At 60.8% G+C, this 16,453-nt stretch carries 14 protein-coding genes; all 14 read right to left on the bottom strand.

Annotation, left to right across the window (positions count from 1 at the left end; translation table 11 throughout):
• Positions 1-241: 241 nt before the first annotated feature.
• Entirely contained in the window at positions 242-838 is a 597-nt protein-coding gene (locus tag AC1D35_RS11140; RefSeq protein WP_113307493.1) for a DsbA family protein, read from the bottom strand.
• Positions 839-979: 141 nt separating this feature from the next.
• Positions 980-2,011, bottom strand: coding sequence for an LLM class flavin-dependent oxidoreductase (locus AC1D35_RS11135; RefSeq protein WP_477853596.1), 1,032 nt, complete (start codon positions 2,009-2,011; stop codon positions 980-982).
• Positions 2,012-2,022: 11 nt separating this feature from the next.
• Positions 2,023-2,961, bottom strand: a complete 939-nt coding sequence (locus AC1D35_RS11130) for an ABC transporter substrate-binding protein (RefSeq protein ID WP_477938590.1) — start codon at positions 2,959-2,961, stop codon at positions 2,023-2,025.
• Between the two features lie 75 nt (positions 2,962-3,036).
• Entirely contained in the window at positions 3,037-3,981 is a 945-nt protein-coding gene (locus tag AC1D35_RS11125) for an ABC transporter substrate-binding protein (protein WP_477938589.1), read from the bottom strand.
• Positions 3,982-4,074: 93 nt separating this feature from the next.
• The gene (locus AC1D35_RS11120; protein WP_477938588.1) at positions 4,075-5,856 is read right to left on the bottom strand and encodes an amino acid ABC transporter permease/ATP-binding protein; all 1,782 of its coding nucleotides are present in this window, start codon (positions 5,854-5,856) and stop codon (positions 4,075-4,077) included.
• 38 nt (positions 5,857-5,894) lie between these two features.
• Positions 5,895-6,452, bottom strand: a complete 558-nt coding sequence (locus tag AC1D35_RS11115; RefSeq protein ID WP_477853602.1) for a GNAT family N-acetyltransferase — start codon at positions 6,450-6,452, stop codon at positions 5,895-5,897.
• Complete coding sequence (locus AC1D35_RS11110; RefSeq protein ID WP_477853604.1) at positions 6,449-7,648, bottom strand: M20 aminoacylase family protein; 1,200 nt, start codon at positions 7,646-7,648, stop codon at positions 6,449-6,451. Before AC1D35_RS11110 ends, AC1D35_RS11115 begins: the two co-directional genes overlap by 4 nt.
• A gap of 18 nt (positions 7,649-7,666) precedes the next feature.
• Positions 7,667-9,016: an LLM class flavin-dependent oxidoreductase gene (locus AC1D35_RS11105; protein ID WP_477938587.1), complete on the bottom strand. Its 1,350-nt coding sequence runs from the start codon at positions 9,014-9,016 to the stop codon at positions 7,667-7,669.
• A 23-nt stretch (positions 9,017-9,039) separates the two neighbouring features.
• Positions 9,040-10,032 carry an LLM class flavin-dependent oxidoreductase gene (locus AC1D35_RS11100; protein ID WP_477938586.1) on the bottom strand — a complete coding sequence of 331 codons (993 nt, stop codon included), beginning with the start codon at positions 10,030-10,032 and terminating at the stop codon, positions 9,040-9,042.
• 165 nt (positions 10,033-10,197) lie between these two features.
• Positions 10,198-11,352, bottom strand: coding sequence for a mandelate racemase/muconate lactonizing enzyme family protein (locus AC1D35_RS11095; protein ID WP_477855716.1), 1,155 nt, complete (start codon positions 11,350-11,352; stop codon positions 10,198-10,200).
• A gap of 12 nt (positions 11,353-11,364) precedes the next feature.
• The gene (manD, locus tag AC1D35_RS11090; RefSeq protein ID WP_477855717.1) at positions 11,365-12,573 is read right to left on the bottom strand and encodes a D-mannonate dehydratase ManD; all 1,209 of its coding nucleotides are present in this window, start codon (positions 12,571-12,573) and stop codon (positions 11,365-11,367) included.
• 3 nt (positions 12,574-12,576) lie between these two features.
• Complete coding sequence (locus tag AC1D35_RS11085; RefSeq protein ID WP_477938585.1) at positions 12,577-14,277, bottom strand: ABC transporter ATP-binding protein; 1,701 nt, start codon at positions 14,275-14,277, stop codon at positions 12,577-12,579.
• Complete coding sequence (locus AC1D35_RS11080) at positions 14,274-15,428, bottom strand: ABC transporter permease (RefSeq protein WP_113296629.1); 1,155 nt, start codon at positions 15,426-15,428, stop codon at positions 14,274-14,276. The genes AC1D35_RS11085 and AC1D35_RS11080 overlap by 4 nt, the downstream gene beginning before the upstream one ends.
• Entirely contained in the window at positions 15,425-16,411 is a 987-nt protein-coding gene (locus AC1D35_RS11075; protein ID WP_477855719.1) for an ABC transporter permease, read from the bottom strand. The genes AC1D35_RS11080 and AC1D35_RS11075 overlap by 4 nt, the downstream gene beginning before the upstream one ends.
• Positions 16,412-16,453 lie beyond the last annotated feature (42 nt).

The following is a 16,453-nucleotide window of genomic DNA, read 5'->3' as shown; positions in this document are numbered from 1 at the left end:
GATCAGGGCTAGCGAAAAGCTGCAGCCAGGTGGAATGTGCGACGGGCTCGGCACGTCGCCTTCCAGCATGATGCGGCGGCGAATAGACTTCCGCTTGTCGCCGAGCTCCACGATCCTGTGCTCGGAAAGAACGCTGCGTCCGGTGAGACGGTCAGCGGCGGCTTTGGAAAACACAGGATCGATCTCGCCGCCGGAGAGAGTTTTACCGGCGACGGAAGCGCGCTGTTCGAATGACGGCTTTTTACGGCCTGTCGCCGTGAAGATGGCGCTCGAGGAAGGGCAAGTTGTCCTGTCCCCAGTAGAGCTCGTCTTCATAGGCAAAGGTCGGAAAGCCGAAGACGCCTCTTTCGCGTGCGTGAATACGATCTGCCGCCCATTTCTGCTGAACATCGCCGTCGCCCTGCCGCCGCAGCAAGGCCGCTCCATCGAAACCGGCCGCATTGACGATCGCTTCGCGGATATGGGGCCTGCCGATATCCTTTGCCTCGCTCCAGAAGGCATGCTGCAGGGCACGTGTCACGCCGATCCAGTCCTGGCGGTCGAGATAGGCGGCGATGACGAAGAAGGAAGCCGGCGTTGGATCGCTGAGTTCAGGCCGGTTTTCGAGGATCAGGGTCTTGCCGCGGACACCCGCCCAGCGCTTGAGATCCCGGACCCAGTAGGCTCGGCGGATTTCCGGCCGGTTGCGAGAGAAAATCCCGCCGTTTTCTTCAACGACCGTCGTCAGATACGGCTTGATGCTCACATCGTTTTTTTCGGCAAGCTCGGCAAAGGCATCCAGCCCGATATACGACCAGGGTGAGCTTATGGAAATGAAATATTCGACTAATCTGGTCACGGAGAGATTCCTACAATTCCGATGTTTGTCGCACTGAGGCTGCGGTCGAATGCAGCACTCGATTCAAGGCCGATGGGGACATGCTATTGATGCACCTGCTCGTTCGGTTCTTTCAAGCGACTCGCATAGCAATATCACGCATCAGGCCACCCGAAGGACCTTTGTCTGCCAGCCGAGTTCAGGCGCGATATGCGTGACAAAGTCATGCAGGATCTGGCGATATTCGTCATGTTCGAATTCATAGGGCAATTCCAGCCTGAGCTCGCTGACATGCGGCAGGATGGGATCGGCATGGAGACGCTCGAGAATCTGCTCCGATGTACCAACGAGATCGCTGGCAAAAAGGGTGCGCCGCTCACCTTGCGGGGAAAGCGTGCGCTCATGACGCCCGGCGGCATAATCGGCATATCGCCTGCGGGTGGCCGCATCGGCACTGTCGAAGGGCACGATGACACGGCCGAGCGCTACACGTCGATCGGCTCCGCCAGCGGCACGGTAGACGACCAGCTGACGGGACTGGGCGATAAAGAAATCGTCGGTCTCCTCGCCGGTCGTGACATTGCCGATCAGCAGGTTGAACCCGTTCTGCCCGGCCCAGGCGGCCGAGCGCAGCGAGCCGCCGCCATACCAGATGCGGTCGATCAGGCCTCTCGCATAGGGATGCAGCCTCGGGCGTTGCGGGCCGAACGGCGTCTTGATGAAGGTGTTCTCGTCGCCGAGATAGGTTCCCTTCAGATTGCTGGCGAAGCGCAGCACGCGTTCATGCGAGAAATCATGGTTCTGCCAGTCGCCGTCGAAGGCAAGCGGACCGATGAGGTCGGCATGCAGCGGACGTCCGGCGCTCAGGCCAACATTCAGCCTTCCCTTTGACAGAACGTCGACCGTCGAAAGATCCTCTGCCAGCCGATACGGACTTTCGTAACCGATCGGAATGACAGCGGTGCCGAGCTCGATACGGCTGGTTCGCTGGGTGGCGGCCGCCAGAAAGGCAGTCGCGGAGGAGATGCCGGGCTCCAGATGCCGCTGGCGAGCCCAGGCACTTTCAAAACCCAGCTCCTCGCCGAAGCCAAGAAGCTGCAATGTCTTTTCGAGGCCGGGGAGCGGGTCGTCATCCGAATAGTTTCCGGGTGTCAGAAAGCCGATATGGCTGATCGAAAGCGTATTGCCGCTCATCTTGTCCTCACTCAGAATTTCGGCAGGCCGGGCGGGTTCGTCTCGGAGGCCGGCAGCGCCTCTTCCGAGAGCTGCCAGTGCTCAAGGATCTTTGCATAGGTTCCATCCTTGATCAGGCCGTTTGTGGCGAGCGTCAGCGTATCGGCAATGCCGCTTCCCTTGCGGGTGGTGATCGCGACATCGGAGCGATCGGGCCAGCCAGCGCTCAGCGTTCCGACCCGCTTGAGGTTCTTGTCGCGCGCGGCGATATAGACGAGCTGCGCATGCGGCTGGACGATGACGTCGGCGCGACCCGAGCGCAGCGCCAGCAGGCTTGCCGCCTCATCGTCATAATATTGCAGCTCGAGAGGCTTGAGACCGGCGGCGACATCCTCGTCGCTCCATTTCAGCAGGATGCGTTCCTGATTGGTGCCGGCACCGACGATGAAGCGCAGTCCCGCCGCATCCTTCGGCTCCTTGATCGAGCTCACCGGGCTGTCCGCCTTGACGAAGAAGCCGTGAAGGCCTTTCCGGTAGGTGGAGAAATCGAACTTCTCCTTGCGCTGCTCGGTCACGCCGACATTGGAAATGACAGCATCATATTTGCCCGAGGTCAGGCCGAGCGGCCAGTCGATCCAGGCAACCGGGACGATCTCAAGCTGCAGCCCGAGGCTTTCGGCGATGGCACTGGCATAATCGGGGTCTGCGCCGACGACCGTCCTGGCATCTGTCGCGTAGGTGGCGAGCGGCGGCCCGCCGGGGCTGACCGCAATCGTGAATTTGCCGGGCGAGACGAACTTGAAATTCTTCGGAATGGACGCGATCGCCGCCTCGTTGCGTTGCGCGTGCACGCGGTTGGGCTGCTCGGGGCTCAGGTCGAACTCATCAGCCGTGGCAATGCCTGCATAGCAGGCTGCCAGCGAGGCAATGGTGGCAATCGATGTGATGCGCAGTCTGGAAAATATCGTCACAACAGAACTCTCCAAAATATATGAAAACGAGGACGGACCGGCGCGACCTCCAACGCCGGTCCGTCAGACCATCCTTTATGAACCGCTCTTCGGCAGCCCCGGCGGGTTGGTCTTTGCTTCGTCGATGGCTTCTGCGTTCAGGCTCCAGTGCTTCAGCACTTCGCCGTACTTTCCGTTCTTGATGAGATCGTTGACGGCGACGGTGACGGCATCCGCAAGGCCGCCGCCCTTCTTCGTCGTGACGGCGATTTCAGCCGTCAGCGGCCAGCCGCCGGAGACGATGCCGACAAGCTTGGTGTGTCCCTTGATGGAAGAGCTGTAGGCCTGGGTCGCGTTCGGATTGAACTCGATATCGGCGCGACCGGACTGCAGCGCCAGGTCGGCTGCGGCGCGGTCGTCATAATACTGAACCTCGATCGGCTTCAGGCCGGCGGCAACATTCTGCCGATCCCATTCCAGGATGATCTTTTCCTGGTTGGTGCCAGCACCCGTAATCACCTTGAGACCGGCGACGTCCTTCGGTTCCTTGATCTCGGTGATCTTGCTGTCGGACTTCACATAAAAGCCGAGCACGTCCTTGCGATAGGTAGAGAAATCGAACTTCTCCTTGCGCTCTTCGGTGACCGTCACGTTGGAAATGACCGCATCATACTTGCCGGAGGAGACGCCGAGCGGCCAGTCAGCCCAAGCGACTGAAACGAGGTTCAGCTCAAGGCCGAAGGAATCGGCGAGTAGCTGCGCCAGATCCGGATCGGCGCCGACCACGGTCGCAGCATCCGATGCATAGGTGGCAATCGGCGGATCCCAGGCATTGACGGCAACGGTGAACTTGCCCGGTTCGACGAACTTGAAGTTCGGCGCGATGACCTTGATGGCCGTCTCGTCCTTTTCAGCGCGTACGCGGTTGGACGTATCCGGGCTGAGATTGAACTTTTCAGCGGCCTGCGCCGTGCCGAGACCGAGTGTCGCCAAGGCGACGACACCGGCTAGCAGGTAATTGGCTCTATTTCTGAATGCCATTTTCCTTCTCCACTTCATCTTAGGGTTGTTGTTGTTTCCATGCCCTCCGGACGCCCGTCGCGGCCGGGATCTGCTGGCGCCCTGCCCTCCTATTCAGAGGACCTTGGCGAGGAATTCTCGGGTTCGGGGATGTTCCGCTTCGTTGAAGATGCGGGCCGGCGAACCGGCTTCGAGGATATGACCGCCGTCGATGAAGACGACAGTATCGGCGACCTCGCGGGCAAAACCGATTTCGTGGGTAACAATCACCAGGGTCGTGCCGGTACGCGCCAGCTCCTTGATGACATCGAGAACTTCGCCGACAAGTTCCGGATCGAGCGCTGAGGTCGGCTCGTCGAACAGCAGCACCTTCGGGCGCAGTGCCAGCGCACGGGCGATGGCGACGCGCTGCTGCTGGCCACCGGAAAGCTGACGCGGATAGGCGTTGATCTTGTCGCTGAGGCCGACGCGGGCAAGCAATTCCTGCGCAAGCTGGATGGCGTCCTCGCGGTTGACGCCGCGGACCTGGATCGGCGCCTCGATGAGGTTTTCGAACACAGTCAGATGCGGGAAGAGATTGAAGCTCTGGAAGACCATGCCGATGTCGGCACGACGCTTCAGAATGTCTTTTTCCTTGAGTTCGTAGAGCACGTCACCCTTCTGCTCGTAGCCGACGAGATCGCCATCGACCGAGATGAAACCACTATCGACGCGCTCCAGGTGATTGATGGCGCGCAGCAGCGTGGATTTTCCGGAGCCGGAGGGGCCCAGGATGGCGGTGACGCTGCCTGCCGGCAGGGTCAGGTCGATGCCGTCGAGCACCTTTAGAGAGCCAAAGCTTTTGGAAATGCCGTGGATACGGACCGCACCGCCGGATCGCAGCACCGCTGCATCCCGGAAACCGGAGGTGCGGACTGGTACGCTCGATGGTGTAACTGCAGGTAGCGGACGGTTGAAACGCTGGAAGAAAGCCTGGAACGGCAATGGCTTCGGGTTGCGCAGCGCGCCTTTCGAGAAATAGCGCTCGATATAGTGCTGGGCGATCGACAGAACCGTCATGATGACGAGATACCAGACCGTCGCCACCATCAGCAGCGGAATGACTTCGAGATTAYGGCGGTAGATCACCTGCACCGTGTAGAACAGTTCCGGCAGGGCCAGCACATAGACCATGGAGGTGGCCTTGGTCAGGCCGATGATCTCGTTGAAACCAGTTGGCAGGATCGACCGCATGGCCTGCGGCAACACGATACGAAAGGCCTGGCGGCGACGCGGCAGACCGAGGGCCGACGCCGCTTCGAGCTGCCCCTGATCGACGGACAGGATGCCGCCACGGACGATCTCGGCGAAAAAAGCCGACTGATTGAGCGTGAGGCCGAGGAACGCCGCAGCAAAGGGCGTCAGCAACTGTGTCGTCGGATATTCGAAAAGGACAGTGCCGGTGAATGGTACGCCGAGGGTAATGGTCTCATAGAGATAGCCGAGATTGTTCAGCACCAGGAGCAGAACGATGACGGGGATCGACCGCAGCAGCCAGATATAACCCCATGAGAGTCCAGACAGCAGCGGCGATTTCGAGACGCGGGCAAGCGCCAGCGCGGTTCCGAGGATAGAGCCGGAAACTGTCGCAAGCAGCGTCAGAAGCAGCGTGCGCCCTAGACCAGCAAGAACCGGCGCTGCGAAAAACCATTCGGCAAAGACATCCCAGCCCCAGCGCGGATTGGTAAAGGTCGAATAGAGCACTGCGGCAATGACGACAGCGGCGAATACGCTGCCGGCAAGCCGGCCGGGATGCCGCGCCGGGACGATCCTCAATCGCGAGTAGTCCTGCTGCGCATGATCGCCTGCCCTGCTGCTGCCGGTGTCGATGCCGGCATAGTCACTCGTCAATGCCATCGTGTTTCCCCTTGTTGTGGAGTGTTTTTTGCCTGAGCTCAGCGACCCGCTGCAGCCTGCAGCGGCGGTTGATCGGTATTGGCCGACAGCTGCGGTGCGAGGTGACGGATGTCCTTCTCGAAAGGCAGCGTCTTGTAGATTTCCGGGTCGACCTTGGGGTCGAAGAGTGCCGTGTAGCCGTAGTTGAGGTAGAGGCCGACGGCCTCAGGCTGGCGAAAGCCAGTCGTCAGGTAGACCCGCTGATAGCCCTGTCGGGCCGCCTGCACCTCAAGCTCCACGAGCACCTTGCGGGCAAGGCCTTGCCTGCGCAGATCGGAGCGCGTCCAGATGCGTTTGAACTCGGCCGTCTGCTCGTCGTAATATTTGAAAGCTCCACCACCGATCGTCTCGCCGTCGCGCACGAGCAGCACGAAATTTCCGACAGGCGGGGCGAAAGCCTCGGGCGGATAGCGACTGAGTTCGGCCGCGGCACCCTCTTCGCTGAAATAGTTGCCGTAGCGGCTGTCATATTCGTGGATCAGCTCGTCGATCAGCGGCTTGGCGCGGGGATCGAGAGGACTGGTGTAAAGAAACGTATCGCTCATGTCGTTCGTCACCCGTTATCGTCAGTGAGGAAGGTTTCAGCGAGCCGAACCCAGTAGCGGGCGGCCGGCGCAATGATCGCGTCGTTGAAATCGTAGTGGGCGCTGTGAAGGGGCGCGCTGTCGCCATTGCCGACGAAGAGGTAGCTGCCCGGCTTCTCCTGCAACATGAAGGCGAAATCCTCGCTCGCCGTGCGCGGTCGGAACCCCGCTTCAACGCTTTCCGGCTCGAAGGAGGAGAGCGCGACATCGCGGGCAAAGGCTGTCTCAACGCGATGGTTGATGAGCGCCGGAAAACCCAGCCGGTAGTCGACCTCAGCCGTTGCCCCGAAGCTCTCGGCCTGGGCTCGGGCAAGCGCCGGCACGCGTTCCTGGAGCTTGTCACGCACCGCCTGGCTGAAGGCACGCATCGTGAGTTTCAGCTCGACGCTTTCCGGAATGACGTTCGACGCTGACCCAGCATGGATGGAGCCGACGGTGACGACGGCCATATCCTGCGGATCGACATTGCGCGAAACGATGCTCTGCAACGCCGTGATGAAGGAGGCCGAGGCGAGGATGGGATCAACGGCGCGATGCGGCTCGGCGCCATGACCACCCTTGCCGATGATGCGAATGACAGCCTGATCGACGGACGCCATGGCGGCATCGGCGACGAAACCGAAGTGGCCTGCAGGCACGGCCGGCCAATTGTGCAGGCCGAAAACCGCATCGACCGGGAAGCGTTCGAACAGCCCTTCGGAAATCATCTTGCGAGCGCCGGCGCCGATCTCTTCGGCCGGCTGGAAGATCAGCCGCAAGGTGCCGCTGAAATTACCGCTTTCCGCAAGGTAACGCGCGGCAGCAAGCAGGATCGTCGTATGGCCATCATGACCGCAGGCGTGCATCACGCCGGGATTGCTGCTGGCATAGGAGAGGCTGGTCGCTTCTTCGATCGGCAGCGCGTCCATGTCGGCGCGAATGCCGATAGTCCGCTTGCCATTCCCGCGGACCAGGGTGGCGACGATGCCGGTACCGGCAATGCCCGTCGCCACCCCATAGCCCCAGGAGGAAAGGTGCGAGGCCACGAGCTTGCTCGTCCGGCGCTCCTGAAAAGCGAGCTCCGGATATTGATGAAGGTCGTGGCGAAGCGCGATGAACTCGTCGAGATAGGCGGCAATTCCTACCTCGATCCGATCATGACTGCGCGAAGTCTTGGTGATGACATTCATGGAAACGTCCGCGGCGCGTTATGCGCCGACGGCCTTTCCATGTTCGATAGCCTCGTCGCCACCCGCATATCGGCTCTCGCGGAACGGCAGGCCGAGGTGGTCGCGCAATGTCTCTCCCTTGAGGACCGGATCGAAATAGCCGCGCTCTTCCAAGATCGGCAGAACGTATTTCACGAAATCGTCGAAGCCTTCGGCGATCACGGGGAAACCGAGGATGAAACCGTCAGCGGCCTCGCCGTCGGTCCAGCGAATGATCTCGTCTGCGATGTGCTCAGCGGTGCCGATGAAAGCGGTGCGCGGCGTTGCGCTGTCGAGCGCGACATCCCGGAGGGTCAGCCCCTTCTCGCGCGCCGTCTTCTTAATCCGGTCGGTCGTGGCGCGGAAATTGTTGCGGCCGATATCGCCAATGTCAGGGAACGGTTCGTCGAGCGGATAGGCGCTGAAATCGTGATGGTCGAAGAAGCGGCCGAGATAGAGAAGCGCCTCTTCGATGGTGACGAGGTTGCGGATCGCCTGATATTTGGCTTCCGCCTCCTCCGCTGTTACACCAACGATCGGGCCGATGCCGGGATAGACGCCGATCTCTGCGGCCCGGCGTCCCTGCGCGATCGCGCTCTGCTTGAGCTGCTTGTAAAAAGCCTGCGCTTCCTCGATCGGCCCGCCATTGGTGAAGACCGCATCGGCATGTTTGCCGGCAAGCCGGATACCGGAATCGGAAGCGCCAGCCTGAAAGACGACCGGCTGGCCCTGTTTCGACCGGCCAATATTGAGCGGCCCTTCGATGCGGAAGAAACGCCCCTTGTGGTTCAGCCGGTGCAGCTTGCTCTTGTCGGCATAGACGCCGCTCTCGCGGTCACGCACGAAGGCATCGTCATCCCAGGAATCCCATAGACCCTTGATGGCGTCGATATATTCCTCGGCGATCTCGTAACGCAGCTCGTGCTCGGGATGCTCGCGCCCGTAATTGCGGCCCGACCCTTCGAGCGGCGAAGTCACGGCGTTCCAACCGGCGCGGCCGCCGCTGACGAGGTCGATGGAGGCAAACTGGCGGGCGATCGTGAAGGGATCGCTGTAGGACGTGGAAACCGTGCCAACCAGACCGATCTTCGATGTGGAGGCAGCAAGGGCTGCAAGGATCGTAAGCGGCTCGAACCGGTTGAGGAAGTGCGGGATCGACTGTTCGTTGATATAGAGACCATCGGCAACGAAGGCGAATGCAATGCCGGCCTCTTCGGCCTTGCGCGCGGTTTTGACGAAAAACTCGAAATTGGTGCTGGCATCAGCCGGGCCGCTTGGATGTTTCCAGGCATTCATATGGCCGCCTGGGCCCTGCAGCATGATACCGAAAGTGATTTTCTTCTTGGCCATGGGTTCAATCCTCCTGGGGATGGTCAGGCTGCGAGGGAAAGCCGTTCCTTGGCGAGCAGTTCGATTGAAGAGAGCCGCTCTGAAGCGGCGAGCGCCGGTGTATCGAGAACGAATTCCTTGACCCCGTAGCGGTGGTGCAACTCGTCCAATTCCTTGCGGATCTGAGCGGCCGTGCCGTGCAGCACGCTCGGCACCTTTTCCTCGGTGCGATAATCCGTGACACCGGCCTGCCTTGCGAATTCGGCCGCCTGTTCTTCGCTGCCGACATTCACGGTCTGGCCGTTGGGCAGAAAAATCTTGACGATGCGCAGATTGCCGACGCGCTCGCGGGCCTGCTCCTCGCTATCTGCTGCGAAGGCAGCGAGCGCCAGGATCGGCTTCTTGCCACCGGAGGCGCGTTCATAGGCTTCGAAGGTCTTGCGCAGGTTTTCCGGATCGCCGTTGAGATGGCCGGCGAATACCAGCCCCCAGCCCTTCTCGGCGGCCAGCACTGCGCTCTCGACGCTTGCGCCAAGAAGGAAACGCTCGGGTGCTGTCGGCGGAAAAGGTGTCGCCTGCGCGCCCTCGTAATTGGGATCGGCGGCGAGATAGGTGTTGATGTCGGAAAGCTGGACGGCGAAATCCGGCTTTCTTTCAGGATCGAAGGCTGCCTGCAGAGCCCGTGTCGACAGCGGAAAGCCGCCTGGGGCCTTGCCGACACCAAGATCGACGCGACCAGGCGCCAGCGAGGCGAGAAGATTGAAGCTCTCGGCCACCTTGTAGGCGCTATAATGCTGCAGCATCACCCCGCCCGAGCCGATGCGGATCTTCGATGTCCGCGCCAAGAGATAGGCGATCAAGGTTTCCGGCGCAGAGCTCGCCAGATTGGACATGTTGTGGTGCTCGGCGACCCAGAACCTGTTATAGCCGAGTTCTTCGGCGCGGATCGCGAGGCGCACGCTCGCCTGCAAGGCGTCGGCGGCAGTTTTTCCCTGTTCAATCGGGCTCTTGTCGAGAAGGCTCAGAAGATAAGACATATGGTTTCATCCAGATCAGCTCCGCGGTTGCGTCGCATAATCTATAAAAACCATAGACAATATGAATTATAAGAAAGAGTGTTCTCTTTAAGCGTGTAGTTCAGGAAAATTCGTTGCGTGCGGACAGGTCAGGACATGCCTCCCGAAACCTGTCCGCACGCCATATTACCAGTTCGTGACCGAGCCGTCGCGGCGTTTCAGATGCGGCGCTTCCCAATATTCGAAACTCTGCCTGGCAATCAGTTCCTCGTTGACCTCAATGCCGAGGCCGGGAGCGTCCGAGACCGGATAAAACGCACCTTCAAGCCGTGGCTGGACCGGGAAGAACTCGGAATTGTCGAAACCGAGATGGGTTTCGGCCGGGCTTGCGCGGGTTTCCAGCCAGGAGAAATTGGCGACCGCCGCAGAAAAGTGGATGGTCGCGGCGGTGCAGACCGGCCCCAGCGGATTATGCGGCATCATGTCGACATAATGCGTCTCGCTCCAGCCTGCGACCTTCATCGATTCCGTCAGGCCGCCGACATTGCAGACGTCGAGCCGGTTGAACTGATGGATGTCGCGCTCGATAAAGGGCAGGAACTGCCACTTGGAGGAGAATTCCTCGCCGATGGCGAAGGGAATATCCGTCATCCGCCTGAGCGCCTCATAGGCGCCCGGTGTCTCGTCCCGGATCGGTTCTTCGAGGAAATCGAGCGTGCCCTTCGGCATCTTCTGGCAGAAGCTCGCGGCCTCAGCCACGGTCAGGCGATGGTGGTAGTCGATGCCGAGAACGACGTCTTCGCCGAGCGTCTCGCGGGCCTTCACGCACCATCTGGCGGTATTTGCGATATGCTCGCGCGGCTCATAGATATCCTTGTTCTCGTGGCCAGAGGGCGATAGGCGCATGGCCGTCCAGCCGTGCTCCACGAGCATCTGCGCCTGCTCGATCATCGCCGGTCCCGGCTCGGCGAAGGTCGTCGCAAAGGTCGGGATGCGGTCACGCTGCTTGCCGCCGAGCAATTCATAGACCGGCACGCCGAGCGCCTTGCCCTTGATGTCATGCAGCGCGATGTCGATGGCGGAGATCGCCGCCTGCAGCACGCGGCCGCCTTCGAAATACTGGCTGCGATACATTTCCTGCCAGAGCGCGCCGATCTTGAACGGATCGCGGCCACGCAGGAATTCCGCATAATGCTCGAGAGCGCCGACCACGGCCTTCTCGCGGCCGGAGAGACCGCTCTCGCCCCAGCCAAAAATTCCCTCGTCCGTCTCGATCTTCACCAGAAGCTGGTTGCGGATGCCGACCTTGACGGCATAGGTCTTGATCGCTGCAATCTTCATCTCTTCCTCCTCCTACCAATGCCACAGCGTACCGTCTTCCAGACGGTTTACCGGCAGGTAGGCGCGCTGATACGGATATTTCTCGGCGAGCTTCTCATCGATATCAACGCCGTGGCCGATTGCCTCACCCGGATGCAGGTAGCCATCATCAAGGCTCCAGGCACTCGGGAAGACTTCGAGGATTTCGGGCAGGTAGCCGGAATATTCCTGGATGCCGAAGTTCGGAACCCAGAGATCGAGATGCAGGTTGGCGCCAAGGCAGATCGGCGACATGTCCATCGCGCCGTGGCAGGCGGTGCGGACATTGTAGACGCTGGCGTAATCCATGATGCGGCGGAGCGCCGTGATGCCGCCGGCATGCACCGTCGTGGTGCGGATATAGTCGATCAGCTGCTCTTCGATCAGCAGGCGCGCATCCCAGATCGTGTTGAACACCTCACCGACGGCAAGCGGTGTCGTGGTGTGCTTGCGGATCAGGCGGAAACCTTCCTGATGTTCTGCCGCGACCGTATCTTCGAGCCAGAAGAGACGGGCAAATTCCAGATCCTTGCCGAGGCGAGCCGCCTCGATCGGTGTCAGGCGATGATGGGTGTCGTGCAGCAGTTCGATATCGGGACCATGAGCCTCGCGAACGGCTTCGAAGAGTTTGGGGATGTGGCGCAGATATTTCGAGGTCGACCAGACCTCTTCATGCGGCACAGCATCATCGTCTGCATTGTTGGTGACGGATTTCTTGCCCGTACCATAAACGTCAGGCAGGCCGGGAATGCCGACCTGTACGCGGATCGCCTTGTAGCCCTGCTCGATACGCTTGCCGACAGCCTCGACGGCTTCGGCAATATCGGTGCCCTGGGCATGCGTGTAGCATAGCACCTTCTCGCGGCTCGCGCCGCCAAGCAGCTGGTAGAGCGGCATATTGGCGGCCTTGGCCTTGATATCCCAAAGGGCCGTATCGATGCCTGCGATTGCCGCCATCGTCACTGGGCCGCGGCGCCAGTAGGCCCCCTTGTAGAAATATTGCCAGATATCCTCGATTCGCGAGGGATCACGGCCGATCAAAAGCGGCGCCAGATGATCCTGCAGATAGGCGACGACGGCCTTTTCGCGGCCGTTCAGCGTGGCGTCGCCGACGCCAGTCAAACCCTCATCGGTGAAGATCTTGACGGTGACGAAGTTGCGACCCGGCGAGCAGACAATGATTTTGACGTCGGTAATTTTCATGACTTATCCGTTGGCTGAAACTGTGCGTGTGGGGTCGTAGCGGAACCGGTTGTGAATGCGCCGGTCGCGCGGGTCGGGATGGGGAATGGCGGAGAGAAGCGCGCGTGTGTAGTCATGCGCCGGATTGTTAACGACCTGATCGGTCTCGCCGGCCTCGACAATCTTGCCGCGATACATGACCGCCACGCGGTCACACATGTAGCGGATGACCGACATGTCGTGCGAGATGAAGACATAGGAGAGGCCAAGCTCGTCCTGCAGCTTCATCATAAGGTCCAGCATCTGCGAGCGCAGGGAAACGTCGAGCGCCGAGGTCGCCTCGTCGGCGATGATCAGGCGAGGCTTGACGGCAATCGCCCGGGCAATGCCGATACGCTGGCGCTGACCACCGGAAAAGGCGTGCGGATAGCGCTCTCGCCAGGCAGGTTCGAGGCCGACCTGCTGCATGAGTTCGGCAACCCGGTCATCGAGCGGCCTGCCCTTCATGCCGGCCAGCTTCAGCGGCTCGGCGATAATCTGGCCGACGGTCTTGCGGGGGCTGAGCGAGCCAACAGGATCCTGGAAGATCATGCGGATATCGCGCCGCACATCCTTGAGGGTCGCCTTGTCGGTGGTACGCAGTTCCACGGTGCTGCCGTCCTTGCGGCGGTAATCCATGGCGCCCGATTGCGGATCGTAGATGCGCAGCATGCAACGGCCCATCGTCGTCTTGCCGGAACCGGATTCGCCGACGATCCCAAGCGTTTCGCCCGGACGGACGATCAGAGACACATCATCGACAGCTTTCAGACCGGAGGGGAACGTCAGCGAAAGGTTTTTCACCTCCAGCAACGGCGGCGCTTCGGCCGGGATCGGCGGCCGTGACAGGCGCACTTCCGCCTTACGCTCCAGCTTGACGACCGAGCCGATCAGCCGACGGGTATAATCGTCCTGCGGGGCGTGGAAGATCTGCTCGACCGGCCCCTTCTCCATCACCTTGCCGCGATACATCACGAGCACTTCGTCGGCGATCTCGGCGACGACGCCCATGTCATGGGTGATGAAGAGCACGGCCATGCCGTGGCTCTGCTGCAGCTTGCGGATCAGGTCGAGGATTTCGGCCTGCGTCGTCACGTCGAGTGCCGTCGTCGGCTCGTCTGCGATTAGCACGGAGGGATTGCAGGCAAGCGCCATGGCGATCATGACACGCTGGCGCATGCCGCCTGAGAATTCGAACGTGTAGCGGTCGATCGCCGTTTCCGGCCGCGGGATTTCCACCTGCCGCAACAGTTCCAGCACGCGTTCACGCTGCTGGGCGCCGCGGATGCCGAAATGGATGCGCAAAGCCTCGCCGATCTGCGTGCCGATGCGGTGGACCGGAGAGAGCGAACTCATCGGCTCCTGGAAGATCATAGCGATCTCCTTGCCGCGCACGTTGCGGATTTCCCTGCCGCGCGGCTCGAGCTTGGCAAGATCGGTCGAGGTGCCATCCGCCCGCGTCAGGACGATCGAGCCGCCCTCGATCCGGCCGGGTCGATCGACGATCTGCAGGATGGAACGCGCCGTTACCGACTTGCCGGAGCCGGATTCGCCAACGACGCAAAGTGTCTTGCCGCGCTTCAGCTCGAAGGAAACACCGTCGACAGCCTTGAAGATGCCTGTGCGGGTCGGGAAGTAGGTCTTGAGGTCGTCGACCTTGAGGATCGTGTCTTCAATCATGGTCATGAAACGGACTCGTAGGGATCTGCGGCATCGCGAAGACCGTCGCCGAGGAAGTTGAGGGAAAGCACCGAGATAACGATGGCCGCGGCCGGCGTGAACAGCAGCCATGGGGCCTGTGCCACAGCGCGGATGTTCTGCGCCTCCTGCAATAGCACGCCCCAGGAAATAATCGGCGGCTGCAGGCCGATGCCGAGGAAGGAGAGCGCCGTTTCTGCAAGGATCATCGAGGGGATCGCCAATGTCAGCGTCGCGATGATGTGGCTCATGAAGGACGGAACGAGGTGATTGAAGATGATGCCGATTTCGCTCATGCCGTCGAGACGGGCGGCTATGACAAAATCCTCGTTTCGCAGCGACAGGAACTTGCCACGCACTTCACGTGCAAGGCTCGTCCAGCCGATCAGCGAGACAATGAGGGTGATGACGAAATAGGTGCGAAGCGGCGGCCAACCGACGGGAATGGCGGCGGCAAGGCCCATCCACAGCGGAATGGTCGGGATGGAGCGCAGCAGTTCAATCATGCGCTGGATGCCAAGGTCGACCCAGCCGCCGAAGAAACCCGAAATGCCGCCGATTGTGACGCCCAGCACGAGGCTCATGAAGACGCCGACAAGACCGATCGACAGCGAGATCTTGGCGCCATGCACAACACGCGAGAAGATATCGCGGCCGAGACGATCGGCGCCGAAGATATAAAGACTGTCGCCCGGCATCGGGTTCGTCAGGCCGAAGAGCTTGGTCTGCATCGGAATGAAGCCGAGCAAGTAGTAAGGTTGCGGCGCCTTGACAAAAAGGCCGACATCAACGGGCTTTGCCGGATCGGCCGTGAACTCGCGCCGCATGGATTCGGTGTTCAAGGTCATCTTGAGCTGGCTGACGTGCGGGCGGAAGGAGCCGTCGACCAGCAGCGAGATGCCCTGCGGCGGTGCATAGGTGAAGCGCGCATTCGTGGCATTCGGATCGAGCGGCGCTATAAAATCCGCAAAGGCCGCAACCAGATACATGAAGACGATGACGACAAGGCTCGCCAAGGCAATCTTGTGCTTCTTGAACTTCAGCCAGAAAAGCCGCCACTGGCCGGCAACGGCGATATCCTTGCCGTGCAGGTCGATCGATGGGCCGGCATCCGGCGGGAGATGGGTAATATCTGTCATTGGAACCGTATCCGCGGGTCGGTGATGGCGAGCAGGATGTCGGAAATCAGCGTGCCGATGATCGTCAGCACCGAAATCAAGAGGATGAGCGAGCCGGCGAGATACATGTCCTGAGCCAGCAGGGCGCGCAGCAGTAGCGGTCCTGTGGTCGGCAGGCTCATGACGACGGAGACGATAATCTCGCCCGAAATGACCGCCGGCAGGATCCAGCCAAGCGTCGAGATCAGCGGGTTGAGCGCCAGGCGCACCGGATAGCGGATCAAGAGCTCGAATTCGGACATGCCCTTGGCGCGCGCCGTCGTCACATAGGGCTTCGACAATTCGTCGAGCAGGTTGGCGCGCATGATGCGCACCAGTGCCGCGAGCGAGCCGAGGCCGATGATGATGACCGGCAGCCAGACATGCTGGGCGAAATCGATGAGCCGGCCGAAGCTCCAGGGCGCATCGACATAGGCGGGCGAGAACAGGCCGCCCACGCTTTGGCCGAAATAGGCCGACATTAAATACATGGCCGAAAGCGCCATGAGGAAATCGGGCACGGCGAGAAAGAAGAAGGCAAGGAAGGTCGCCGAATAATCGGAGATCGAATATTGGCGAACCGCAGAGAGTATGCCGATCGGGATCGCCACCGCCCAGACGAAGCAGAGCGTCAGGAAGGAAAGCAGCAGCGAAAAGCCGAGGCGACCCCAGATGAGCTCCGTGACCGGCTTGCCGAGCTCGAAGGAGATGCCGAAATCGCCATGCAGCAGGATGCCGGCAATCCATTTGTAATACTGGAAATACATCGGCTGATCGAGACCGTAGCGCTCGCGCATGGCGGCAACGGTTCCCTCTTCCACGGCGCCACCCTGGCTTGCCCAGTCGGCCATGAGGGTCGTCAGGTAGTCCCCCGGCGGCAACTGGATAATGATGAAGGCGATGATGGAGACGGCAAATAGTGTCGGGATCGCGAACACAAGCCGCTTGGCAATATAACGGAGCATGATTTCAGACCGTTCGATAGGATCGAAGGGGTGGCCGGCGGA

This window comes from Rhizobium sp. P1_E6, assembly GCF_056405875.1.
The sequence above is the reverse complement of the archived record's forward strand: the minus strand, read 5'-3'. Positions and strand labels throughout refer to the sequence as shown.

Bases quoted from the DNA above. Each gene is read 5' to 3' on its own strand.
- AC1D35_RS11075 (WP_477855719.1), bottom strand. From the start codon at position 16,411: ATGCTCCGTTATATTGCCAAGCGGCTTGTGTTCGCGATCCCGACACTA.
- AC1D35_RS11105 (WP_477938587.1), bottom strand. From the start codon at position 9,016: ATGGCCAAGAAGAAAATCACTTTCGGTATCATGCTGCAGGGCCCAGGC.
- AC1D35_RS11110 (WP_477853604.1), bottom strand. From the start codon at position 7,648: ATGAATGTCATCACCAAGACTTCGCGCAGTCATGATCGGATCGAGGTA.
- AC1D35_RS11100 (WP_477938586.1), bottom strand. From the start codon at position 10,032: ATGTCTTATCTTCTGAGCCTTCTCGACAAGAGCCCGATTGAACAGGGA.
- AC1D35_RS11095 (WP_477855716.1), bottom strand. From the start codon at position 11,352: ATGAAGATTGCAGCGATCAAGACCTATGCCGTCAAGGTCGGCATCCGC.
- AC1D35_RS11125 (WP_477938589.1), bottom strand. From the start codon at position 3,981: ATGGCATTCAGAAATAGAGCCAATTACCTGCTAGCCGGTGTCGTCGCC.
- AC1D35_RS11135 (WP_477853596.1), bottom strand. From the start codon at position 2,011: ATGAGCGGCAATACGCTTTCGATCAGCCATATCGGCTTTCTGACACCC.
- manD (WP_477855717.1), bottom strand. From the start codon at position 12,573: ATGAAAATTACCGACGTCAAAATCATTGTCTGCTCGCCGGGTCGCAAC.
- AC1D35_RS11080 (WP_113296629.1), bottom strand. From the start codon at position 15,428: ATGACAGATATTACCCATCTCCCGCCGGATGCCGGCCCATCGATCGAC.
- AC1D35_RS11085 (WP_477938585.1), bottom strand. From the start codon at position 14,277: ATGACCATGATTGAAGACACGATCCTCAAGGTCGACGACCTCAAGACC.